This window comes from Metabacillus bambusae (genome assembly GCF_017497975.1).
In the GTDB taxonomy this organism is placed as follows: Bacteria; Bacillota; Bacilli; order Bacillales; family Bacillaceae; genus Metabacillus; species Metabacillus bambusae.
In genome coordinates this window covers 301,139-325,895 of sequence record NZ_JAGDEL010000005.1, presented here as the reverse complement: position 1 = coordinate 325,895, position 24,757 = coordinate 301,139, and the positions used below count along the sequence as shown (strand labels likewise).

The following is a 24,757-nucleotide window of genomic DNA, read 5'->3' as shown; positions in this document are numbered from 1 at the left end:
CCTCAAGATGAGATTTCCCATAGCGTAAGCTAGTAAGATCCCTGAAAGATGATCAGGTTGATAGGTCTGAGGTGGAAGCGCGGTGACGTGTGGAGCTGACAGATACTAATCGATCGAGGACTTAACCTAATAAAGGCGTTAAATGAAGTGAATTGAATTGTGAATCGTTATCTAGTTTTGAAGGAATAACCCTTCAATTTAATATTTATCTGGTAATGATGGCGAAGAGGCCACACCCGTTCCCATACCGAACACGGAAGTTAAGCTCTTCAGCGCCGATGGTAGTTGGGGGTTTCCCCCTGTGAGAGTAGGACGTTGCCAGGTAAGTGAGAAAAGGATCAGTAGAGATACTGGTCTTTTTTTGTATAATTTTTTTACTAAATACTTTCAATAGATAGAATAGCTACTAATTGCATCCAATTGGGATTTCAAAAGGACGGTTTATAACATAAATAGTTAGTGATATTTCATAATGGGCTGAAGAAAATAACATATCTATTTTGTAATAATTGTAAAAGGAAGAGGGTAATTAGAAGAATCACATTAAAAGAATTAAACCTCAAACAATTTTTATAATTATAGAACCACACTAAAAGAGAAAGACTTGAGTGGCTTAATGGAAGAGATAAACATATATTTTTCTAGTATATATGAAGTTATCTCTTGCGTTGTTGCAAATGGTTCTTTACAATAGTAAAGTTATAGAAGAATGATGAAAAGGGAGTGTCTACATGTCAGAAAGCACACCTGTTCAAATCCATGTTATATCGGAAATCCACAATGAGCACGATCATGAGAAAGAAACAATTGAGGTCCACACAACAGGAGAGTATGTCCTAAAGGGAAAGACCATTTATTTACGATATGAAGAAGAGCATGAGCTTGGTTTTGTAAAAACAACAGTAAAAGTAACGCAAAATGAGGTTGTTGTGATGCGCTCAGGGGCTGTTACTATGAAGCAACGCTTTATTCAAGATGTGCAAACCTTAACAAACTATTCTACACCTTTTGGAAAGCTTCAACTAGAAACAAATACAAAATCGCTATCATTTGAAACACATGAGCTTGAAGGTAAGCTCGTTATTTTATATGATTTGCAAATAGATGAAAAAGAGAAGCATGTACATAAACTAATGTTGACATATAAGGAGGAACAAAAATGAATATCGTTGAACAAGTAAAAGAACGTTTAAAGGATGAAATCAAGGCCGCTGTGATCAAAGCAGGTCTATCAGAAGAAGCACAGGTACCGGACGTTCTTTTAGAAATCCCAAAAGAAAAAGCACATGGGGATTATTCGACAAATATGGCGATGCAGCTGGCTCGTGTTGCAAAAAAAGCACCTCGTATGATCGCGGATGACATTGTCGCAAATTTTGATAAAGAAAAAGGCTCGATCGAAAAAATTGAAATCGCTGGACCAGGCTTTATTAATTTTTATATGAATAATAGCTATTTAACAGAATTAGTCCCATCTATTTTAAAAGCAGGGGCTAGCTATGGTGAAACAAATATTGGAAACAATGAAAAGGTTCAAGTTGAATTTGTTTCTGCAAACCCAACAGGTGATCTTCATTTAGGTCATGCTCGTGGTGCGGCAGTTGGAGATTCCTTATGTAATGTTCTAGCAAAAGCAGGCTATGATGTATCACGTGAATATTACATCAATGACGCTGGAAATCAAATTAACAACTTAGCTCTTTCAGTTGAAGCGCGTTATTTACAAGCTTTGGGTAAGGAAGTTGCGATGCCTGAGGATGGCTATCATGGTGCAGATATTATTGGAATTGGAAAAAAGATTGCTGAAGAATTTGGCGATAGATTTGCTGAGCAGGACAGTGAGGAACGATTAGGCTTCTTTAGAGAATATGGGTTAAAGTACGAAATGGGCAAGCTAAAAGCAGACCTAGAAGAGTTCCGTGTTGCATTTGATGTATGGTACTCAGAAACATCCCTTTACCATAATGGGAAAATTGATGAAGCCCTTGCGGCACTTAAGGAAAAGGGCCATATCTATGAAGAAGAAGGAGCAACATGGTTCCGTTCAACAACATTTGGAGATGACAAAGACCGTGTACTCATCAAAAATGACGGTTCTTATACGTATTTAACACCAGATATTGCTTACCACAAGGACAAGCTTGACCGTGGATTTACAAAGCTTATCAACGTATGGGGAGCAGACCACCACGGCTATATCCCGCGTATGAAAGCAGCTATCGAGGCGCTTGGTTACGGCAAGGAAACACTTGAAGTAGAAATCATTCAACTTGTTCACCTATATAAAAACGGTGAAAAAATGAAAATGAGTAAACGTACTGGTAAAGCAGTGACAATGAGAGATTTAATTGAAGAGGTTGGTCTTGACGCAGTTCGCTACTTCTTCGCGATGAGAAGTGCTGACACACATATGGATTTTGATCTAGATCTTGCTGTTTCAAAATCAAATGAAAACCCTGTTTACTATGCTCAATATGCACATGCGCGTATTTGCAGCATGCTTCGCCAAGGAGAAGAGCAAGGCTTAACATATGACGACAACTTGAAACTTGATGAAATTTCATCTGAAAAGGAATTTGACCTTTTGAAAAAACTAGGTGAATTCCCTCAAGCAGTTGCAGAAGCAGCACAAAAACGAATCCCGCATCGCATCACAAATTACATTTACGATTTAGCATCAACACTACACAGCTTCTACAATGCTGAAAAGGTGTTAGATCCTGAAAATACAGAGAAAAGTCGTGCAAGACTCGGCTTGATGAAAGCAACACAAACGACATTACAGAACGCTCTAACATTGATTGGTGTTTCGGCGCCTGAAAAAATGTAATCATGAAAAAAACTCAGATGGGAAGCTCATCTGAGTTTTTTTATGTGAAATTGAATGGAATTTTGCAATCTTAGCCAATAATTTTGCAAGTTTGAAGATGAATTTTGCAACTGCCTAATTCTATGCAGCTACCACTGAATCGTCGCACCGCCAACCCGTTTTACACCTCTAATTTTGCTAAGATCCTCACATAGCTTTAGAGCTGCTCTATCCTTCTGCTTTGCTTCTATCATAAAGTCTAAATCTACATTCATTTCCTTCAACACCTTTACTAAAGGCATTAAAAATTCAGCATCGACATAGTCTGCATGACTTCTATATTCCGTATCAGATTTAGGTGAGGATACATGAATCTTTGGCTGGATGCCAATCCAAGACCACGTTTTAAAAATGTCAGGTAACAAGTCTTCAATAGCCTCATCATCCTCTTTATTAGCCATGAAATGATGATAGTCAAAAAGCAAAGGGATTCTCTCCTTTTGACAAATAGCTAACGTTTCTGTTGCTGTATAGGTTTTATCATCGTTTTCAAGTGTCATTCGCTTTTTAATATAATCAGGGAGCTTCTTAATATTGGTGTGAAAACGTTCGGTTGCAGCTTGCTTGTTTCCGTAAGCACCACCAACATGGATATTAATAATCGCTTCATCCGCAAGTTCCATTGCGTCTAAAACGTCATAATGGTAAGTCATATCACCAACTGCATTTTCAGTGATATGTGGTTTATCACTCGTAAACAGTGTAAATTGATTTGGATGAAAACTAGTACGAAGCTTATACTTCTTAACAAGTTGTCCAATTTCAGCCAGTAAATCCTTAAAGGGTGTTCTGTAATCCCAAAGCACCTCAGGATGTGTCGCTAACGGCACAATCGATGATGAAAAGCGATACAAAAATATTTCTTGAGCAATATTATAATGAATCATTCGTAGCGTGTGCTCAAGATTTTTTCTCGTCACAAAAAGAAGCTGCTGATTTCTCTCATTTTCATCAAGCTTTTTCCAGCGAGTAAACGTTAATGCTTTTGCTGGAGAGCAATCCCAAAGAGAAAGAGCATGTGAAACATATCCAAATCGAATAATCATCCAATTCCTCCTTGTATATTAATCAAGAAACTCTTTATAGAAAATGAGAAATAATCGTTGCGAATACCTCTTTGCTCCGTTTTAGATAGGAACGCTTGTTATAAGCCTCATAGGTTAAAAGCTCAGATCGACGAAAATCTTCACTGATTTGCTTTTTAACTTGTTGGATAAACTCTTGATCAAAGATTAAACAATTCATTTCATCGTTCAAATATAAGCTTCGTTTATCAAAATTCGCTGTTCCAATATCACAAAGGTGGTCATCGATTACGATGCACTTCGTATGATAAAACCCATAGTAAAATTGATAAATTTCACATCCTGCAAGTAAAAGCTTACCAAAGTAAGGATAGGAGGCTTCCTGAACAAGTGGATGATCCTCTTTCATCGGCACCATAATTTTTACGTTTACTCCTCTTGCGATAGCGGCTAATAGTTCATTAAGTATCGTTTTGCCTGGAATAAAATAGGGGGAGCAAATAATGATTTCCTGTTGGGCATCTCTAATGAATGAAATAAAATGTTCATTCAAATGCTCTCCATAGGTTGAAATAAACTTATGTGACCGTGTCCCCTCAGGTTGACTAGGGAAATAACGAGTATCCTTACGTTTATCTTCCTCAGTAGCATCATACCAATCCTTAAAAAATTGTTCTTGTAAATCAGATACCCCTTTACCGGTAATTTTAAGATGATAATCTCTCCAATAGCCGAATTTAGGATCCTTCCCAATATACTCTCTTGCAATATTAAAGCTTCCTAAATAGGCGAATTCTCCATCAATAACGGTTATTTTACGATGATTTCTAGCTTGAAGTGTGTAAAAAATATAAGGGAATTTCACCTTGTGTGAATAGGCAAAGATAACACCCTTATTCTTTAGTTCGTTAATTTTGTGCTTTTTAAGCTTAAAGCTTCCTACATAATCAAGTAATAAGCGTACTTCAATTCCTTGGCTTGCCTTTTCACCTAATAATGAAAGAAATTCGTTACTAACTTCGTCGTTTTTTACAATAAAAAATAAGATATGAATGCTATGTTGACTATTTTTAATTCGCTCAAAAAAGTCCTCATATAGCTTTTCCCCGTCGATAAACAGGCTAATATCACTTTTCTTCTGAGAATATTGTGTATATTTTGATTTTGAAAGATGATCTCTTCTTCCAAGATGATAATCGATTGTGAACCAACAAATAAGTGCCACTATAATCAAACATATGGTAATGAAGATATTCAAATTTCATTCCTCCTAGTAGCAAGCTATATTTAAAATAGTCTTGGCTTGAGGTGCTTTTTTTATGTATTAGTACAACCGACGCATATTTTGTAATCAATCGAATACATTTGTAACAATCATTTAGACATTCAGTATGAAAAAGTGTTGACTGAATGCTCATTCATTTATTATCATAGTAGTATAATGTTAAATTCAGAATTTTAGAAGTGTTATGAACAAAGGGGAGAACTACCAAGTAATAAATGGCCTGCAACAACTGGGAGATTGGGGGAAAAGGAATGGATGCATTACTATGGGTGAATTTTATTGCATTCTTAATTGTAACCGCTTACGCAGTACACTTATTTATCTACTTAATTCGAACGAGAATGGCCTACATTAAGCTAGGGAAAAAAGTTGAATTTGATGGCGAGGTAAAAGAGAGACTCCAAAAAATATGGGTGAATGTTTTTGGACAGAAAGAGCTGTTAAAGGATAAGAAGAGCGGGATCATCCACGTCATGTTTTTCTATGGGTTTATCCTTGTTCAATTTGGAGCGATTGATTTTATCATAAAAGGTCTAATACCTGGTGCTCATTTACCACTAGGACCGCTCTATCCGGCTTTCACTTTTTTCCAAGAGTTGATTACGTTCATGATTTTAATAGCGGTCGTTTGGGCGTTTCATCGCCGCTATGTTGAAAAACTTGTTCGACTAAAACGTGGCTTTAAATCAGGATTAGTCTTAATTTTTATTGGCGGACTTATGTTATCTGTTCTTCTTGGCAATGGAATGGGAATTATCTGGCATGGACATGAGCTTACATGGTCAGAGCCAATCGCCTCATCCTTAGCCTTTTTACTTAGCTTTGTAGGAGATACTGGATCAATTGTCGTCTTCTACATAGCATGGTGGATTCACTTATTATTCTTATTAACATTCCTAGTATATGTGCCACAATCAAAGCATGCCCATCTAATTGCAGGACCAGCAAATGTGTATTTTAACAGAGTTTCAAATCCTGGCAAGCTTGAAAAAATTGACTTTGAAGACGAAACACAAGAAACATTTGGTGTTGGGAAAATTCAAGACTTTACTCAGCCACAATTAATTGATTTGTATGCATGTGTTGAATGTGGACGATGTACAAATATGTGTCCTGCTACAGGAACTGGGAAAATTCTTTCGCCAATGGACTTGATTCTTAAGCTGCGCGATCATTTAACCCTTACAGGTGCCGCTGTAACACAAAAACAGCCATGGGTACCAGCTGTAGCCTTTAACAATACAAAAGGGAATCAAATTGCAATGATGGCAGCAGGTTCTGGCGCACAAGAGTCTGCAGCAGCCGCTGTTGATTACAATCCATCCTTAATCGGAGATGTCATCACAGAAGAAGAAATTTGGGCCTGTACAACATGCCGGAACTGTGAAGATCAATGCCCAGTGATGAATGAGCATGTTGATAAAATCATTGATATGCGCAGATATCTTGTGTTAACTGAAGGGAAAATGGATGCAGATGGAAAGCGTGCAATGACAAATATCGAACGTCAAGGCAACCCATGGGGATTAAACCGTAAAGAGCGTGAAACATGGCGTGAGGCTCGTGAAGATGTTATCGTACCTACCGTAAAAGAAATGAACAAGGCTGGTGAAGAGTTTGAATACCTATTCTGGGTCGGCTCAATGGGCTCATATGATAATCGTAGTCAAAAAATAGCCTTATCATTCGCAAAGCTTCTAAATAAAGCAGGAGTGACATTTGCAATTCTAGGTAATAAGGAAAAGAACTCCGGTGATACACCACGTCGTCTCGGAAATGAGTTTTTATTCCAAGAGCTTGCGACAAAAAACATCGATGAGTTTGTGAAAAATGATGTGAAAAAGATTGTCACCATCGATCCGCATGCCTATAACATTTTTAAAAATGAGTACCCTGACTTTGGTCTAGAAGCTGAAGTCTATCATCATACAGAACTACTTGCAAAATTAGTGGAGGAAGGAAGATTGAATCCACAACAGCCTGTTAATGAAACCATTACCTTCCACGATTCCTGTTATCTAGGAAGATACAATGAAGTATACGAGGCACCCCGAACAATTTTAAAAGCGATTCCTGGTGTAAAACTTGTTGAAATGGAACGCAATCGTGAAAAAGGAATGTGCTGTGGTGCAGGTGGTGGCTTAATGTGGATGGAGGAAGACACAGGAAGTCGTATTAACGTTGCAAGAACAGAGCAAGCCCTAGCTGCTAACCCAACTGTCATCAGCTCAGGATGCCCATACTGCTTAACAATGCTAAGCGACGGAACAAAAGCTAAAGAAGTAGAAGAGCAAGTAAGCACATATGATGTAGCAGAACTATTGGAGAAATCAATCTTTTAAAGAGGGATAAAAAGAGGGGGACAGTCCCCTCTTTGACAATGAGTACAAGTTGAGCGAGCGTTCGGTCAGCTAGGCTAAGATTGTAAGCGGTTACTGGTTGGGTGAGAAAAATCCTAATTAACAAGTTTGGTAAGTAAAAGGGACGATTTCGGGGACAGTCCCCAATAATCATAAATCAACAGTTCGGGGACAGTCCCCAATAATTCGTCCCTAACAATTCCATCAATTCAAAAGGGGAGAGATAACATGGCAAAAACAGTGATTTTAAGTGGGGTAAGAACACCGGTTGGGAAATTTGGAGGAGCACTATCAACTTTAACGGCATCTGAGCTTGGTGGCATTGCAATAAAAGAAGCGCTAAAACGTGCGAATGTTGCTGGAGAACAAGTAAATGAAGTGATTTTTGGAAATGTTCTTCAAGGTGGGCAAGGACAAATACCGTCACGCCAAGCTGCGCGGCAAGCAGGCCTTCCGTGGAATGTAAAAACGGAGACAATTAATAAAGTTTGTGCGTCAGGGTTAAGAAGTGTCACTTTAGCAGATCAAATCATTCGTGCCGGGGATGAGGAAGTCATTGTAGCTGGTGGGATGGAATCGATGAGCAATGCACCATACCTTTTGCCAAAGGCGCGCTTTGGACTAAGAATGGGTGATGGTACTGTAAAGGATTTAATGATCCATGATGGGCTAACTTGTAGTTTCACAGGTGTCCATATGGGCACATACGGAAACAGTACCTCTGCTGAATTAAATCTTACTCGAGAACAACAGGATGAATGGGCATTAAGAAGCCATCAGCGTGCTGTTCATGCACAAGAGTCTGGTTTACTAAGTGAAGAGATTGTACCAGTAGCGGTTCCACAGCGTAAAGGTGAACCAATCGTAGTTGAAAAAGATGAAGCACCGCGTAAAGATACATCAATTGAGCGACTCTCAAGTCTTGCACCTGTATTTGACCATGACGGTACAATTACAGCAGGTAATGCACCGGGAATTAATGATGGAGCTGCAGCACTTGTACTCATGAGTGACGACAAGGCGCAAATGGAAGGACTTAAGCCGCTAGCAACCATCATCGGACATACAGCAGTTGCAGTAGAAGCGAAGGATTTTCCAAAAACGCCGGGACTTGTCATTAATGAGCTTTTAAAGAAAACAGGAAAATCTGTAAGCGACATTGACTTATTTGAAATTAATGAAGCATTTGCGACAGTTGCATTAGCAGCTAACCAAATTTCAAATCTTGACCCAGAAAAGGTCAATGTGAACGGTGGAGCTGTAGCATTAGGACATCCGATTGGTGCGAGTGGAGCAAGAATCATTATTACCCTTATTCATGAACTAAAGCGCAGAGGCGGAGGAGTTGGTGTTGCAGCGATTTGCAGCGGCGGAGGTCAAGGCGACGCAATTATGATTGAAGTGTAATTTAGTGACGGGGGACAGTCCCCAATAGCTCTGTGGGGACTGTCCCCATTTGAAACCAAGAGGGGGATGGATATGGACATTCAAAAGATAATGGTCATCGGAGCTGGGCAAATGGGCTCTGGTATTGCCCAAGTATGTGCAAGTGAGGGCTTCGATGTCATTCTACATGATATAAAAGATGAATTTGTAAATAGAGGCTATCACTCCATTGAAAAACAGTTGCAAAGGCAAGTAGAAAAAAGCCGAATATCAACACAAGAAAAAGATGAAACACTTCAAAGAATTACACCCTCTGTAGAACTTTCAAACGCACGTTTAGTCGACATCGTCATCGAAGCAGTTGTTGAAAAAATGGATGTGAAAACTACCCTTTTTCATGAGCTTGATCAATTAGCACCAGACCATGCCATTTTAGCAACAAACACATCATCATTGCCGATTACTGAAATTGCTGCGGCAACAAAACGCCCAGAAAAGGTAATTGGTATGCACTTTATGAATCCAGTACCAGTCATGAAGCTAGTTGAAATTATTCGCGGCCTTGCAACAGCTGATGAAGTATATCAGAACATCTACGACTTGACGAAAAAATTAAATAAAGTTCCAGTTGAAGTAAATGATTTTCCAGGCTTTGTATCCAATCGAATCTTAATGCCAATGATTAATGAAGCAATTTATACCGTTTATGAAGGGGTTGCTTCACCAGAGGCAGTCGACAAGGTCATGAAGCTTGGGATGAATCATCCAATGGGACCACTTACATTAGCCGACTTTATTGGTCTAGATACATGTCTTTTTATTATGGAAACACTTCACGAGGGCTTTGGTGATGATAAATACCGACCATGCCCATTACTTCGTAAATACGTTAAGGCAGGATGGTTAGGGAAGAAGACAGGTAGAGGATTTTATAGCTATTAGAGGTTATTTTAAAAAGTCACCAAATGATAAGCAGCGAACTGGGTTGCTAGGTTTTTTCGGTTTGAATGCCCGCAAAACTGTGTGACCTTCTTGCTTTCAGCTTGTTGGCTTTTTGAATTCGTTTAATATGGTTTGACCTATTCCAAAGGGGTGGCATCAAGTGAAATTACATTTTACAGAAGAACAAATCATGATGCGGAAGATGGTTCGCGAATTTGCAAAGTCTGAGATAGAGCCGTTTGTTGAAAGTATGGAAAAGGGAGTATTCCCGCGGGTGATCCTACAAAAAATGGGAGAGCTTGGGCTAATGGGAATCCCTATTCCCCAAGAGTACGAGGGCGCTGGCATGGACTTTACTTCATATATGATCGCAATCCATGAAATTTCAAAAGTAAGTGCGGCACTAGGAGTGATTCTTTCTGTTCATACATCAGTTGGAACCCTCCCGATTTTAGCGTTCGGATCAGAGCAGCAAAAGAAAAACTATGTGACGAAGCTAGCGAAGGGTGAGAAATTAGCAGCGTTTTGCCTAACAGAACCAAGCTCTGGCTCAGATGCCGCTAGCATGAAAACCCGTGCAGTTAAAAATGGAAATCATTATTTATTAAATGGCTCAAAAATGTTTATCACAAATGGCGGTGAAGCTGATACGTACATTGTTTTTGCAAGAACTTCAAGTGGATCTGGAAGCGCTGGGATTTCCGCATTTATTGTTGATAAGGATGCTCAAGGATTAATAATCGGAAAAGATGAACACAAAATGGGCTTGAACGGCTCTAGAACCGTTCAATTGATCTTTGAGAATGCCCAAGTACCTATAGAAAATCTTCTTGGTGAAGAAGGTCAAGGATTTAAAATTGCGATGGCAAACCTCGACGGTGGCAGAATCGGTATCGCAGCACAATCGCTAGGAATTGCTGATGCAGCGCTTGAAAAGGCAACATTATATGCAAAAGAACGACATCAATTTGGAAAACCAATTGTAAGTAAGCAAGGTATAGCTTTTAAACTAGCAGATATGGCGACAAATGTGGAAGCGGCAAAGCTGTTAGTCTATCAAGCAGCGTACCTAAAGGGAAATAACCTTCCATGTGGAAAACAGGCAGCAATGGCCAAGCTATTTGCCTCTAAAACGGCGATGGAGGTAGCGACTGAAGCTGTCCAAATTTTCGGTGGCTATGGCTATACAAAGGACTATCCGGTAGAACGATATTTTCGCGATGCAAAGGTATGTGAAATTTATGAAGGTACGAGTGAAATACAACGAATTGTTATCAGTAAGCACCTACTAAAAGAAAGGCTCAATTAAAGCTCACTGTTGTTTTTTGCACTTTGTTGATTGGAGCGGATATGTGAGACTCCTGCGGGAGGCTCCCGGACCGCCCGCGGAAAGCGAACGCCTGCAGCGGAAATCAACAACCAAGTTTAACAGAACCAAAGGAAAAGTAAGATGATGCGGGGGATGATCACATGTATTTTAAGTTATCTGATGAACATGAAATGTTAAGAAAAATGGTTAGAGACTTTGCGAAGAAGGAAGTAGAACCAACAGCAGCTGAGCGTGATGAGCAGGAACGTTTTGATATGGTTATTTTCAGAAAAATGGCTGATTTAGGATTGCTAGGGATTCCATGGCCTGAGGAGTATGGCGGCATCGGCAGTGATTATTTAGCATATGTCATTGCTGTTGAGGAGCTATCAAGAGTCTGTGCATCGACTGGTGTGACATTATCTGCTCACACATCTTTAGCAGGCTGGCCTTTATTCAAGTTCGGAACAGAAGAGCAAAAGCAAAAATACTTAAAACCAATGGCTTTAGGGGAGAAAATTGGCGCATACGGTTTAACTGAGCCTAGCTCGGGATCTGATGCTGGCGGAATGAGAACAAATGCTAGACTAGAAGGAGACCATTATGTCTTAAATGGCTCTAAGATTTTCATTACAAATGGTGGTATTGCTGATATTTATATCGTATTTGCGGTAACAGATCCGTCTAGTAAGCATAAAGGAACAACAGCTTTTATCATTGAAAAAGACTTTAAAGGATTCTCTGTAGGGAAAAAAGAGCGCAAACTAGGGATTCGATCTTCACCAACAACAGAGATCATTTTTGAAGAATGTAAGGTACCGAAGGAAAATGTGTTAGGTGAAATAGGAGAAGGCTTTAAAATTGCGATGATGACATTAGATGGCGGCCGAAATGGAATTGCCGCACAAGCAGTCGGAATTGCGCAAGGGGCATTAGATGCAGCTGTTGCTTATGCAAAGGAGCGGGAGCAGTTCGGAAAACCAATTGCAGCACAACAGGGAATCAGCTTTAAGCTTGCTGATATGGCAACAAATATCGAAGCGGCACGGCTCTTAACCTACCAAGCTGCATGGCTTGAATCAGAAGGCCTGCCATATGGCAAAGAATCAGCGATGTCAAAGCTATTTGCTGGGGATACTGCAATGAAAGTAACGACTGAAGCTGTCCAAGTATTTGGGGGCTATGGTTATACAAAGGATTATCCGGTTGAACGTTATATGCGGGATGCGAAGATTACGCAAATTTATGAAGGTACACAGGAAATCCAACGACTGGTTATTTCCCGTATGTTAACGAAATAAACAAAGGCACCACTTTAAATAGGGGTGAAACGAGCAAGCACTACACTATGTTTGTATAACAAATTTAGCTTTATAAAAAGAGGTAAAGCGGGTCACGCCACTTACCTCTATAAGATAGGTGGAAGGTAGATGAAAAAGCGTGAGGTGCTTGCATCTGTCAAGGATGAGAGATTAATAGAAAAGCGACGTGATCAGATGGTTAAGGGTGCGGTAACCCTGTTTAAAGAAAAGGGGTTTCACCGGACGACTACTAGAGAAATTGCTCGCTCTGCAGGTTTTAGTATCGGGACATTATATGAATACATTCGGCAAAAGGAGGATGTGTTGTATTTAGTTTGCGATACGATCTATGATCAAGTACACATCCGGCTTGAACAGGATATTGACACGAAGCAAGGAACAATTGAGAGCTTAAAGCTAGCGATTAAAAACTATTTTAAAGTAGTCGATGACATGCAGGATGAAGTTCTTGTTATGTACCAGGAAGCAAAGTCCTTATCAAAAGATGCACTTCCATATGTGTTGAAAAAAGAAGCGGAAATGGCAGCAATGTTTAAGAAGATTATTGAAAGCTGCATTAAAAATGGTGAATTAACACTAACAGAGCTAGAAGCAGAATTAATCTCCCATAACATAATCGTTCAAGGGCAAATGTGGGCATTTAGAAGATGGACGATCCAAAAAATCTATACGATTGATCAATATATTGAGCTGCAAACAAAGGTGATTTTACAAGGTGTTGGTGAGAAATAGTACTCATTGTTCACAGTATGCTATGAAAAGAAAATCGATGTTCGCTGATATCACCAAATATCATCTCTAGCCTTTCACATCAAGAGCTACAATTCATCCAAAGCCAATAAATAGTCATTCAGTTTACAACTAGGTATCAGAAAACAATAAAAGGGGGGTATATAGATGACAACAAACGAAATCTACAAACCGAAGCATCCAGTACGTTTTGTCACGGCATCAAGCTTATTTGATGGACATGATGCTTCGATAAATATTATGCGTCGTATTTTACAAGGGAGTGGCGCTGAGGTCATTCATCTTGGTCATAATAGATCAGTAGAAGAAATTGTATCCGCAGCTATTCAAGAGGATGCACAGGGGATTGCCATTTCCTCGTATCAAGGGGGACATGTTGAATTTTTTAAATATATGCATGATCTTTTAGCTGAAAGAGGAGCTGGACATATTCGTCTCTTTGGCGGCGGCGGTGGCGTCATCATTCCTCGGGAAATAAGAGAATTACATGAGTATGGGATTGCAAAGATTTTTTCACCAGAGAATGGTAGGGAATTAGGGCTGCAAGGTATGATCAATTACATGTTAAAGGAATGTGACTTTTCAACCGTAAATGAAAGTGACATGGACCTTGAGAATCTAAAAATAGGAGAGCCTAAAGCAGTTGCAAAATTCATTTCTTATGCAGAAGCAAAGGTTCTTCATAATGAAGCATCTGCTAGTGTTGAATCACTTTTTAAGCAAGTTAATCAACTTGAATCAAAAGCACCGGTTATCGGTATAACAGGTACAGGTGGAGCTGGGAAAAGCTCATTAACTGATGAATTAATCCGAAGATTTCTAAATGAAGTACCTGACTTGAATATTGCTGTACTTTCCGTTGATCCTACAAAGCAAAAAACGGGTGGGGCACTTTTAGGGGATCGAATCCGGATGAATGCAATCTTTTCACCAAGAGTGTATATGAGAAGCCTAGCGACTCGGAAATCAAAAACCGAGCTTTCCTTAGCCATCCAAGACGCCATATCAGTTGTGAAAGGTGCAGGCTTTGGTTTAGTTATTGTTGAGACGAGTGGAATTGGTCAAGGAGATGCTGAAATAGCGGAAATTTGTGATCTATCTCTCTACGTCATGACAAGTGAGTTCGGTGCCCCATCACAGCTAGAAAAAATTGATATGATCGACTATGCAGATTTAATCGTCATTAATAAATTTGAGCGCAAAGGCTCTGAGGATGCAAAACGCCAAGTACAGAAGCAATTTCAACGGAGTCGACAATTATTTGATCAGCCGCTTGATGCTATGCCAGTGTATGGAACAATCGCTAGTCAATTCAATGACCTTGGCACAAACACATTATTTGCTAGACTTTTGGATCTGATTAATGAAAAGGCAAATAAAAAGTGGCAAACGTCCTTGCCAGTTGCGGATGATGTTGAAAAACAAAACGTAATTATTCCCCCAGAAAGAAGATATTATTTACGAGAAATTAGTGAAACAGTAAGAAATTACCACAAGCAATCAGAAGAACAAGCAAATGCTGCAACAAAGCTCTTTCAAGTAAAAGGAACCGTAGAGACTCTTACAGGCCAAGAAGGAAACGAAGAAGTGATTCGCTCTTTACAGGAATTACAAGCAAGACTTGAAGGGAATTTAACGACACAATCTAAAACACATCTAAAGCAATGGGAAGAAATGAAAAAGAAATATGCTCAAGATGAGTTTACAACCGTTATTCGAGACAGAGAGATTGTCACTAAATTAAAGACAATATCATTATCGGGTTTATCCATCCCAAAGGTATCAATTCCTAAATATAAGAATGATGGCGATATTTTATCCTGGCTTTATAAAGAAAATGTACCAGGTTCTTTCCCTTACACTGCTGGAGTATTCCCCTTTAAACGCGAAGGCGAAGATCCAAAACGACAATTTGCTGGTGAAGGAACGCCTGAACGAACAAATCGCCGCTTCCATTATTTATCAAAGGATGATGCTGCAAAACGTTTAAGTACAGCTTTTGACTCGGTTACTTTATATGGTGAAGATCCAGCACATCGCCCAGATATTTATGGGAAAATTGGTGAGAGTGGAGTAAGTATTTGTACATTAGATGATATGAAAAAGCTATATAGTGGCTTTGATCTTTGTGCCCCTTCTACATCAGTGTCGATGACGATAAATGGTCCGGCACCAATCATCTTAGCGATGTTTATGAATGCGGCAATTGAGCAGCAAGTGGAGAAAAAAGAAGTAGAGCTTAATCAATCCCTTACCGAGCACGAATATGAAGCGGTAAAATCCTTAACCCTACAAACTGTAAGAGGAACAGTCCAAGCAGATATTCTAAAAGAAGACCAAGGACAAAATACATGTATCTTCTCAACAGAATTCGCATTAAGGCTCATGGGTGATATTCAGCAATATTTCATTGATCAAAAGGTGAGAAATTATTATTCTGTCTCAATTTCTGGCTATCATATCGCAGAAGCTGGTGCAAACCCAATTTCCCAGCTAGCGTTTACGCTATCGAATGGTTTCACGTATGTGGAATATTACTTAAGCAGAGGAATGGATATTAACTCATTTGCACCAAACCTTTCATTCTTCTTTAGCAATGGACTTGATCCAGAATATACTGTGATTGGTCGGGTCGCAAGAAGAATATGGGCTACTGTTATGAGAGATAAATATGGAGCAAATGAACGAAGTCAAAAGCTTAAATATCATGTTCAAACTTCAGGACGATCTTTACATGCTCAAGAAATTGATTTTAATGATATTCGTACGACATTACAGGCTCTAATGGCGTTACATGATAACTGTAATTCCCTTCATACAAATGCATACGATGAAGCAATTACAACTCCGACAGAAGAATCTGTTCGTAGAGCAATGGCAATCCAAATGATTATTACAAAAGAACACGGCTTAACAAAAAATGAAAATCCGCTGCAGGGCTCTTTTATTATCGAGGAATTAACTGATTTAGTAGAGGAAGCAGTTCTTCAGGAATTTGATCGCATCAATGAACGCGGCGGTGTACTTGGTGCAATGGAAACCCAATATCAGCGGGGGAAAATCCAGGATGAGTCAATGCATTATGAAATGAAAAAACATACTGGTGAACTTCCGATTATTGGTGTCAATACGTACCTTAATCCTAATCCACCATCACAGGAATCTGTTGATAATATGGAGCTTGCTCGTGCAACAAAAGAGGAGAAAGAAACACAAATTAATAATTTGCGTGCTTTCCAACAAGCAAATGCCAAGAAAGTTGATGAGGCATTACTGAGATTAAAGAAAACCGCTATTGAAAATGGTAATCTCTTTGCAGAGCTTATGGAAACAGTAAAGGTAGCAAGTCTTGGTCAAATAACACAAGCACTCTACGAAGTTGGCGGACAGTATAGGCGGAATATGTAATAATTGTTATCTCGCTCATGATTAGAAGGCTTCTAATCATGAGTTTTTAATCTCGTTTTGCGGAGATTGCAAAAAAAATGAAAAAATTGCAAGTTTATTACTCAAACTTGCAAAAATCTCTACTAAAGTTGCAAAATAAGTACATATATTTGCAAGATTCCACTTCAAAGTTGCAAGAACACCCCGAATTCAGTGGTCAGAGTCCAGATTTTGCGACCTACTATTAAAAATAAAAACCATTCAAACCGCAAAAAGTACTTTTGAATATTTTTTACGTGATAAATGTGGCATAAACTGCTAGAATTTGTTTATAATGAATGGTATGATTTGCAGACTTGACTTTAGATTTATACATATTTACGTATTAAATAGATGATTTACCTAGAAAGGGAGTGCCGAGCTTTGAGTCTAAAGCAATTAACAGACGAACAAATAAAAGAAATGGCAATGGTAGAGGTTGCCTATGAACTTTTTGTAGAGGGTAAAAAACCGTATATTTTTAGTGAGTTAGTAGAGGAAGTTTCTTCTCTTCTTGGGTTAACTAAAAAACAAGTAGAAGAAAAAATTGCTCAATTCTATACAGATATTAATATTGATGGCCGTTTTATTTGTGTAGGAGAAAATATGTGGGGATTACGTACTTGGTACCCTTATGAGCAAATTGAAGAAGAAATTGTACCAGTAGCGAAGCCTAAAAAGAAAAAGGCGAAAAAAGGTGTCGAGGATGAACTTGAGGATGACTTCGATGTCATTGATGAAGATCTAGATTACGATGACTTTGATGACACGAGTGACGATGACGACGATGATGATGATTTCGATGATATTGACGATGTAGATCTAGATGACGATGATGATGATGATCTCATTGATGATGACGATGAAGATTATGATTTAGATGATGAAGATGAAGATGAAGACGAACTAGATGATGAAGAGGAAGAAAAATAAGCGTAAATCGTCTTGACTTTCTTTTTTCAACTAGGTAGAATCTATTTTGGGCTCTTAAAAAAGCAATCGTTTTGTATTTATTATACATTTACAGCTCCCTTTCAACTTGTTTGGAAGGGGGCTTTCTATTTTTATGTAGAAATAAGAGGTTTTTTAACCTTTTTAGTGGATGCGAAGTGCTCTTTTTTCTACGTAGCTGAGCAAGACGCTTTCGCTTTTCTAGTAAGATTTTTAAGTTTTTGTACAAAATAAACATATATAGCTTCTTTAGGGGGAAAATCATGACAAAGTATATTTTTGTAACAGGTGGAGTTGTATCATCATTAGGAAAAGGAATAACAGCTGCTTCATTAGGTAGATTATTAAAAAACCGCGGTGTAAGTGTGACAATTCAAAAATTTGATCCTTACATAAATGTGGATCCAGGAACGATGAGTCCATATCAGCATGGTGAGGTTTTTGTAACTGGTGATGGCGCTGAGACTGACCTTGATTTAGGTCACTATGAGCGATTTATTGATGTTAATCTAACTAAATTTAACAATGTGACAACAGGTAGAATTTATTCAACAGTATTAAAGAAAGAGCGCCGTGGCGATTATCTTGGCGGAACTGTTCAGGTTATTCCTCACATCACGAACGAAATTAAGGATCGTGTTTTCCGTGCTGGAAAAGAAACAGGTGCAGACGTTGTTATTACTGAAATTGGTGGAACTGTTGGTGATATCGAATCTTTACCATTTTTAGAAGCAATTCGTCAAATTAAGAGTGATGTCGGCCGTGATAATGTTATGTACATTCACTGTACACTCATTCCATATATTAAAGCAGCAGGTGAAATGAAAACAAAACCAACACAGCATAGTGTAAAAGAACTTCGTAGTTTAGGTATTCAACCAAATGTGATCGTTGTTCGTAATGAAATGCCGATTTCTCAGGATATGAAGGATAAAATTGCCTTATTCTGTGACATCGATACAAATGCTGTAATCGAGTGCCGTGATGCAGAAACACTTTATTCAATTCCATTGGCTTTACAAGATCAAAATTTAGATTCTATCGTATGTAAACACTTGAAGCTTCAATGTAATGAAGCAGATATGACCGAGTGGAAGGAACTAGTACAACGTGTGACAAATCTTTCTAAAACAACAAAAATTGGTCTTGTTGGAAAATATGTTGAATTACAAGACGCTTATATCTCTGTTGTAGAAGCACTTCGTCATGCGGGTTATGAATATGATTCAGACATTGAGATTAAATGGATTAATGCAGAAACATTGAATGAAGACAATATGAAGGAAGAGCTTGAAGATGTCGATGGAATTTTAGTTCCTGGCGGCTTTGGTGACCGTGGGGTAGAAGGGAAAATCCTTGCTACAACATATGCACGTGTAAACAAGGTTCCATTCTTAGGGATATGTCTTGGTATGCAGGTTGCATCAATTGAATTTGCACGTAATGTAGTAGGTTTAAAAGGTGCCAATTCATCTGAAATTGATCCTAACACACAGTACCCAGTTATAGACTTGCTACCTGAGCAAAAGGATATTGAGGATTTAGGTGGAACATTACGCCTAGGACTATCTCCAAGTAAGTTGATCGAGAATTCACTTGCATATGAAGCTTATAAAGAAGAAGTTGTGTATGAGCGTCATCGTCATCGTTATGAATTTAACAATGAATACCGTCAAGCAATGGAAGAAGCAGGCTTTGTTTTCTCTGGGACAACTCCAGATGGACGCCTTGTTGAAATTATTGAAATTAAAGATCACCCTTGGTTTGTGGCATCACAATTCCACCCAGAATTCACATCTAGACCAACTAGACCACAACCATTATTCCGTGATTTTGTTCGTGCATCATTATCTGAATCAGGTAAAAATTAACAATTACCTGACAAAAAATAACTAAATAGCTTTTTTAGTATAAGAATTTAGCTAACTTTATCTAAATAGGATAAGTTAGCTTTTTTTTTGTATGTTAATTGCAAAATTGTTTTCTGAGATTGCAAGATTTTGGTTAAAAGTTGCAAGATTCCCCTTTGAATTTGCAAATTACTACATGAAAGTTGCAAAAAAAATTTACTTTTTACAATATAGATAATAAAAAAGGCAACTGGCTAACGCCAATTGCTTAGAATTCATCCTCATATTCATTTAACATCTCTTTAATAGTGAAGCTGATCGCATAATATACATATAACGATGTCATTAACGCAGGAAATCCGTATCTTTCCCCGTCATCACCTGGAATTAATGGCTGACGTAGCTTAGCATCTATATGAAGGTCTGTAATAGATTCCAAACCTAAATCCGCATTTTTAACTAAAGCAGAAACACCAACTGTTTGCACGCCCTGGTTTGAAAGAGTTTTGGCAATAGAGATTGCTTCTTCATCGGTTGATCGGTACGTAAAAAGAAGCACTCGATCTTCTGAAGAAAGCTTTTTTACTTGTCCATCTTGATCTAGAAGTGCCTCAGCACGATTAAAGGGCTCACTACTCATTAAAGCCTCCAAGACAATCCCATGGAGCTCTTTAACCCCATAAATATATAAGGTACCTTCTCCGATTAAAGCTTGAGCAAGAAGTCTTGCACTATCTTCAATATTAATTTCTTCTTGGTCTAGTATTCGATTAAAGTGACCAGTTAATTGTGTTGTGAAAATTTTCATCATAAGTAGCGGGTTCTCCTTTCACATTTCACATGTATAAGGTATTATAACGAAAAGTAGTAAAATCTAAAAGAAAACCAAACTCCGTGAGACTTGTAAGGAAAATGGGATATTGCTTAAAAATAAATAGATTAAGCAAAATATGACAATGATAAGCAGAAATTGTCGACAAATGATTCGAGTGATTTTGCAGGAAATAATAAGTAAGAAAAGAATTACTTAAGTTATGATATAGATAATTAAATCATCAATGTGAGCGAATGTTATTGAATAGCCAAGTTAGTTGGTTAAAAATCTCCGGTCTTAAGGAAAGAACGGACCACACTGGTTAGAAGGTAGCGGCTAGTTTAAGTAAAAACAGAATTTGTTTATAAAATTTGTGATGAGCTAGCTTGTTCCACCTGGGGCTTATAGCAAAACACAAAATTTATTTCGTTTTTAAGATGGCATAAATAACGCCATCAGGGTTAAGTATGGAAAAATAAACTAAGAGGTGTAATGATGATGTTGAAGGAAAAAATATTAATTGTAGACGACCAATATGGGATTCGAATTTTATTAAATGAAGTTTTTCAAAAAGAGGGATATCAAACATTTCAGGCAGCAAACGGTTTTCAAGCTCTAGAAATTGTCGATAAGCATTCCCCAGACTTAGTATTATTAGATATGAAAATCCCGGGAATGGATGGGATCGAAATTTTAAAACGAATGAAAGTTATTGACCAAGATATTCGTGTAATCATTATGACTGCTTATGGAGAATTAGATATGATTCAAGAAGCGAAGGATTTAGGTGCATTGACGCATTTTGCTAAACCTTTTGATATCGATGAAATTCGTGATGCAGTAAAGAAATATTTACCGTTAAAAACGAACTAAAACATTATATTAACCAAATATCTGTCGAATTGTTGCTGATTTTCGAAGAAATTGGTATGCTATTAGATGTGAAAAGTATCATGCAGACTCTACATATTAGTGAATATTCTGGTCAAGCTAGGTATGATATACTTTTCTGTATCAGAAAATAAGGTTCATTAGGAGGATTTTTCGACATGCCTTTAGTTTCAATGACAGAAATGCTGAAAACAGCAAAAGACAAAGGATATGCAGTAGGTCAATTTAACTTAAATAATCTTGAGTTTACTCAAGCGATCCTACAAGCAGCTCAAGAAGAGAAATCACCAGTTATTCTTGGTGTTTCTGAAGGTGCAGCACGCTACATGGGTGGATTTAAAACTGTTGTAAAAATGGTTGAAGGTCTACTAGAAGATTACAAAGTTACTGTACCAGTAGCGATTCACCTTGACCATGGTTCAAGCTATGATAAATGTAAAGAAGCAATTGATGCTGGATTTACATCTGTTATGATTGATGCTTCACATCACCCGTTTGAAGAAAATGTTGAAACAACGAAACAAGTTGTTGAATATGCTCATTCAAAAGGTGTTTCTGTTGAAGCTGAGTTAGGAACTGTTGGTGGACAAGAAGATGATGTTGTAGCAGAAGGCGTAATCTATGCAGATCCACAAGAATGTAATGAACTTGTAAAACGTACTGGTATTGATTGCTTAGCACCAGCACTTGGTTCTGTTCATGGACCATACAAAGGTGAGCCGAACTTAGGTTACAAAGAGATGGAAGAAATCGCTAACCTAACTGATATGCCATTAGTACTTCACGGTGGTACTGGTATTCCAACAAGCGATATTCAAAAAGCAATCTCTTTCGGTACAGCGAAAATCAACGTTAACACTGAAAACCAAATTGCTTCTGCAAAAGTGGTTCGTGAAGTGTTAGCTGCAAAACCAGATGAATATGATCCACGTAAATACTTAGGACCAGCTCGTGACGCGATTAAAGAAACAGTAATGGGCAAAATGCGCGAATTTGGTTCTTCAAACCAAGCATAATAAGCTTTTCATATAACCGCCTTTTGTAAGAGGCGGTTATATTCTGAATAATAAGAAAGCGCTAACAAGTAATGTAAAGACCTTCTCTAACCTTAACCTAGCTGACTAGAGATAATAGACTTATAGAGAACGGACAAGAATAAGCTTGTCCGTTTTGTTAATTCCTCCTCCTTTCGATAGTAATATACATCACCCATCCCAAATTCCAAGAAGAATTCTTAAGTTAAACATTGTTGTCCTGCTTAATAGATGGTTTAATAATAAGAGAGATTATTTATAAATAGTCAATCATTAAACTTTAGGTGAAAGCAATCATAGAAACCCACATTAAAAGGAAGTTTCACTTATCTAGTATTGTGATGTATTTACTAAGGCATAAAAGGAAATAAAAGAGATAAACAGCTAGTATTTTTTTACTATCATCAAAATGGATGATCGTAAAAGAAAAAAGGCTATCGCCATGAGAGCTTGGCGACACCTCAAGCTTGTCGAAGCTTTAAATCCGAAATATTTGTTGACAAGAGATGTTTTATTCGGAAAACATGATGGCTAATGAATGTTTAAGCGTGTTTCGTGTGAAGTGAAATACATATATGTGCGAAAATTGCGCAAGGCTCACCCTCCATGTTTATTCCGGAAAGTCAACTTCTGAAGAAGGGAGACTATTATGGAAAAGTTAAAAGTTGCCGGTGGAGATTTACTGAAAGGTACAGTAAATATAAGCGGGGCAAAAAATAGTGCAGTAGCTTTAATTCCTGCAACCATATTAGCTGAATCACCAGTCACAATCGAAGGATTACCAAACATTTCTGATGTAAATATACTTGGAGATTTATTGGAGGAAATCGGTGGAAAGGTGCTATTGAAAAATAATGAAATGATAGTTGATCCATCATCGATGATTTCAATGCCTTTGCCGAATGGAAAAGTTAAGAAGCTACGAGCATCCTATTATTTAATGGGAGCAATGCTTGGCCGCTTTAAAAAAGCAGTTATTGGCCTTCCTGGTGGCTGTCATCTAGGACCGCGACCAATTGATCAGCATATTAAAGGTTTTGAAGCATTAGGTGCGCAAATAACGAATGAACAAGGTGCTATCTATTTGCGTGCAGATGAACTGCGTGGTGCGCGAATTTATTTAGATGTTGTAAGTGTAGGAGCAACAATTAATATTATGCTTGCTGCTGTTTTAGCAAAAGGTAGAACGATTATTGAAAACGCTGCAAAAGAACCAGAAATTATTGATGTAGCAACATTGCTTACGAGCATGGGGGCGAAAATTAAAGGGGCAGGAACAGACGTCATTCGAATCGATGGAGTCGAGAGACTGCATGGCTGCCGTCATTCAATTATTCCTGATCGGATTGAGGCTGGAACTTACATGATTATCGGAGCAGCAATGGGAAAAGAAGTGATGATCGATAATGTCATCCCACTTCATTTAGAATCACTTATTGCAAAGCTAAGAGAAATGGGTCTTCATATTGAAACGAGCAATGATCAAATATTAATTATTGGTGGTCAAAAGGAACTAAAAGCTGTTGATATTAAAACCCTCGTTTACCCTGGATTCCCAACTGATCTTCAACAGCCTTTTACATCTTTCTTAACAAAAGCTACTGGAACGAGTGTTGTAACTGATACAATTTACTCGGCTAGATTTAAACATATAGATGAGTTAAGAAGAATGGGTGCTAAAATAAAGGTTGAAGGCCGTTCTGCAATTGTCTCTGGCCCAACAAGACTTCAAGGCGCTAGGGTTAAAGCAAGTGATTTACGAGCAGGAGCAGCGCTTGTATGTGCAGGACTTATGGCTGATGGTGTAACAGAAATAACTGGTTTAGAGCATATCGATCGCGGATATAGTCAGTTAGAGGAAAAGCTATCAGGACTAGGAGCTACAATCTGGCGTGAAAAATTAACGGATAAAGAAATCGAGCAATTGCAAAATTCATAAGAAAAGCGCATATGCCTTGTTCAGTTGATGGAACACATAGCTTAAAGAAAAACCAAACTTAGTAATAAAAGGCTCGTTTCTAAGAGCATGTTGCTTTTAAAACCAAAACTATTTAAGGTTGATTGGAGCGGATTGCGAGACTCCTGCGGGAGCAGCGGGACAGGTGAGACCCCGCAGGTGTTTCGACGAGGAGGCTCACCGCCCGCTCCGCGGAAATCAACCCACCGCACTACTTAGTAAATAGCAACAAAGTTTGCGTAAACAGCCAAAAAAAGATAAAGATATCTACATTTTGGAAAGTGAGGGAACAAAATCTCGCTTTCCTCCTATGAAAACCTCTAACTTCAAATAGATTTTCCAAAAATGATTGATTAAATCTGTGAAATAGGGTAAAAATAAAGAGTGCTGCATGAATGAATTACTGCAAATCTACTTCAAGCTCACCTTCATTTTCCTTCTCGATCCAAACGTGATAGTTTTTTCTTCATTAGTGCAACTGATGGTAAATCTTCTAATATGTAAAATTTGCTATCTAATTACGTTTTCATTACCAGTAGAAATGAATTTGACAATCGATAGATGGAAAACAATTGTATAAAAATGA

General features: G+C 38.2%; 17 protein-coding genes and 2 rRNA genes. 16 read left to right on the top strand and 3 right to left on the bottom strand.

Annotated features, from left to right (window positions below; translation table 11 throughout):
* The 4 genes from I7822_RS09975 to argS form a co-directional block, all read left to right on the top strand.
* A 23S ribosomal RNA gene (locus I7822_RS09975) occupies positions 1-129 on the top strand; the annotation flags it as partial.
* Positions 130-208: 79 nt separating this feature from the next.
* Positions 209-324: ribosomal RNA gene (gene rrf / locus I7822_RS09970) — 5S ribosomal RNA — on the top strand.
* Positions 325-731: 407 nt separating this feature from the next.
* Positions 732-1,163, top strand: coding sequence for a YwiB family protein (locus tag I7822_RS09965; protein WP_207977511.1), 432 nt, complete (start codon positions 732-734; stop codon positions 1,161-1,163).
* Positions 1,160-2,830: an arginine--tRNA ligase gene (gene argS / locus I7822_RS09960; protein WP_207977509.1), complete on the top strand. Its 1,671-nt coding sequence runs from the start codon at positions 1,160-1,162 to the stop codon at positions 2,828-2,830. Before I7822_RS09965 ends, argS begins: the two co-directional genes overlap by 4 nt.
* A gap of 128 nt (positions 2,831-2,958) precedes the next feature.
* Here argS and uvsE read toward each other — a convergent pair whose 3' ends face one another.
* Both uvsE and cls read right to left on the bottom strand, forming a co-directional pair.
* Complete coding sequence (gene uvsE / locus I7822_RS09955) at positions 2,959-3,915, bottom strand: UV DNA damage repair endonuclease UvsE (protein ID WP_207977506.1); 957 nt, start codon at positions 3,913-3,915, stop codon at positions 2,959-2,961.
* A 34-nt stretch (positions 3,916-3,949) separates the two neighbouring features.
* Complete coding sequence (gene cls / locus I7822_RS09950) at positions 3,950-5,146, bottom strand: cardiolipin synthase (RefSeq protein ID WP_372442138.1); 1,197 nt, start codon at positions 5,144-5,146, stop codon at positions 3,950-3,952.
* A 284-nt stretch (positions 5,147-5,430) separates the two neighbouring features.
* Here cls and I7822_RS09945 point away from each other — a divergent pair, with 284 nt between their 5' ends.
* The 9 genes from I7822_RS09945 (at position 5,431) to pyrG (ending at position 19,496) form a co-directional block, all read left to right on the top strand.
* On the top strand, positions 5,431-7,521 hold the full coding sequence (locus tag I7822_RS09945; protein WP_207977504.1) for a (Fe-S)-binding protein: 2,091 nt from the start codon (positions 5,431-5,433) through the stop codon (positions 7,519-7,521).
* Positions 7,522-7,767: 246 nt separating this feature from the next.
* Positions 7,768-8,946, top strand: a complete 1,179-nt coding sequence (locus I7822_RS09940; protein WP_207977502.1) for an acetyl-CoA C-acetyltransferase — start codon at positions 7,768-7,770, stop codon at positions 8,944-8,946.
* A 72-nt stretch (positions 8,947-9,018) separates the two neighbouring features.
* Positions 9,019-9,867, top strand: coding sequence for a 3-hydroxybutyryl-CoA dehydrogenase (locus tag I7822_RS09935; protein WP_207977500.1), 849 nt, complete (start codon positions 9,019-9,021; stop codon positions 9,865-9,867).
* Positions 9,868-10,027: 160 nt separating this feature from the next.
* Positions 10,028-11,176, top strand: a complete 1,149-nt coding sequence (locus I7822_RS09930; RefSeq protein ID WP_207977498.1) for an acyl-CoA dehydrogenase — start codon at positions 10,028-10,030, stop codon at positions 11,174-11,176.
* 161 nt (positions 11,177-11,337) lie between these two features.
* Positions 11,338-12,477 carry an acyl-CoA dehydrogenase gene (locus I7822_RS09925; RefSeq protein ID WP_207977497.1) on the top strand — a complete coding sequence of 380 codons (1,140 nt, stop codon included), beginning with the start codon at positions 11,338-11,340 and terminating at the stop codon, positions 12,475-12,477.
* Between the two features lie 129 nt (positions 12,478-12,606).
* Positions 12,607-13,230 carry a TetR/AcrR family transcriptional regulator gene (locus I7822_RS09920; RefSeq protein ID WP_207977495.1) on the top strand — a complete coding sequence of 208 codons (624 nt, stop codon included), beginning with the start codon at positions 12,607-12,609 and terminating at the stop codon, positions 13,228-13,230.
* Between the two features lie 165 nt (positions 13,231-13,395).
* Positions 13,396-16,656, top strand: coding sequence for a fused isobutyryl-CoA mutase/GTPase IcmF (icmF, locus tag I7822_RS09915; RefSeq protein ID WP_207977493.1), 3,261 nt, complete (start codon positions 13,396-13,398; stop codon positions 16,654-16,656).
* Between the two features lie 402 nt (positions 16,657-17,058).
* Complete coding sequence (rpoE, locus tag I7822_RS09910; protein ID WP_207977491.1) at positions 17,059-17,607, top strand: DNA-directed RNA polymerase subunit delta; 549 nt, start codon at positions 17,059-17,061, stop codon at positions 17,605-17,607.
* Positions 17,608-17,888: 281 nt separating this feature from the next.
* Positions 17,889-19,496: a CTP synthase gene (gene pyrG / locus I7822_RS09905; RefSeq protein ID WP_207977489.1), complete on the top strand. Its 1,608-nt coding sequence runs from the start codon at positions 17,889-17,891 to the stop codon at positions 19,494-19,496.
* A 247-nt stretch (positions 19,497-19,743) separates the two neighbouring features.
* Here the strand turns inward: pyrG and I7822_RS09900 are convergent, their stop codons facing one another.
* Positions 19,744-20,286, bottom strand: coding sequence for a DUF2529 family protein (locus I7822_RS09900; RefSeq protein WP_207977487.1), 543 nt, complete (start codon positions 20,284-20,286; stop codon positions 19,744-19,746).
* Between the two features lie 501 nt (positions 20,287-20,787).
* Here I7822_RS09900 and I7822_RS09895 point away from each other — a divergent pair.
* The 3 genes from I7822_RS09895 (at position 20,788) to murA (ending at position 24,153) form a co-directional block, all read left to right on the top strand.
* Positions 20,788-21,162 (top strand): response regulator, encoded by a 375-nt coding sequence (locus tag I7822_RS09895; RefSeq protein WP_207977550.1) that lies wholly within the window; start codon positions 20,788-20,790, stop codon positions 21,160-21,162.
* A gap of 176 nt (positions 21,163-21,338) precedes the next feature.
* On the top strand, positions 21,339-22,196 hold the full coding sequence (locus I7822_RS09890) for a class II fructose-bisphosphate aldolase (RefSeq protein ID WP_207977485.1): 858 nt from the start codon (positions 21,339-21,341) through the stop codon (positions 22,194-22,196).
* 667 nt (positions 22,197-22,863) lie between these two features.
* On the top strand, positions 22,864-24,153 hold the full coding sequence (murA, locus tag I7822_RS09885; protein WP_207977483.1) for a UDP-N-acetylglucosamine 1-carboxyvinyltransferase: 1,290 nt from the start codon (positions 22,864-22,866) through the stop codon (positions 24,151-24,153).
* Positions 24,154-24,757 lie beyond the last annotated feature (604 nt).

Excerpts from the sequence above, each read along its gene's own strand:
- I7822_RS09945 (WP_207977504.1), top strand. The coding sequence starts at position 5,431 with ATGGATGCATTACTATGGGTGAATTTTATTGCATTCTTAATTGTAACC.
- I7822_RS09895 (WP_207977550.1), top strand. The coding sequence starts at position 20,788 with ATGTTGAAGGAAAAAATATTAATTGTAGACGACCAATATGGGATTCGA.
- I7822_RS09935 (WP_207977500.1), top strand. The coding sequence starts at position 9,019 with ATGGACATTCAAAAGATAATGGTCATCGGAGCTGGGCAAATGGGCTCT.
- I7822_RS09965 (WP_207977511.1), top strand. The coding sequence starts at position 732 with ATGTCAGAAAGCACACCTGTTCAAATCCATGTTATATCGGAAATCCAC.
- pyrG (WP_207977489.1), top strand. The coding sequence starts at position 17,889 with ATGACAAAGTATATTTTTGTAACAGGTGGAGTTGTATCATCATTAGGA.
- I7822_RS09940 (WP_207977502.1), top strand. The coding sequence starts at position 7,768 with ATGGCAAAAACAGTGATTTTAAGTGGGGTAAGAACACCGGTTGGGAAA.
- icmF (WP_207977493.1), top strand. The coding sequence starts at position 13,396 with ATGACAACAAACGAAATCTACAAACCGAAGCATCCAGTACGTTTTGTC.
- I7822_RS09920 (WP_207977495.1), top strand. The coding sequence starts at position 12,607 with ATGAAAAAGCGTGAGGTGCTTGCATCTGTCAAGGATGAGAGATTAATA.
- I7822_RS09900 (WP_207977487.1), bottom strand. The coding sequence starts at position 20,286 with ATGATGAAAATTTTCACAACACAATTAACTGGTCACTTTAATCGAATA.
- I7822_RS09925 (WP_207977497.1), top strand. The coding sequence starts at position 11,338 with ATGTATTTTAAGTTATCTGATGAACATGAAATGTTAAGAAAAATGGTT.
- murA (WP_207977483.1), top strand. The coding sequence starts at position 22,864 with ATGGAAAAGTTAAAAGTTGCCGGTGGAGATTTACTGAAAGGTACAGTA.
- I7822_RS09890 (WP_207977485.1), top strand. The coding sequence starts at position 21,339 with ATGCCTTTAGTTTCAATGACAGAAATGCTGAAAACAGCAAAAGACAAA.
- argS (WP_207977509.1), top strand. The coding sequence starts at position 1,160 with ATGAATATCGTTGAACAAGTAAAAGAACGTTTAAAGGATGAAATCAAG.
- uvsE (WP_207977506.1), bottom strand. The coding sequence starts at position 3,915 with ATGATTATTCGATTTGGATATGTTTCACATGCTCTTTCTCTTTGGGAT.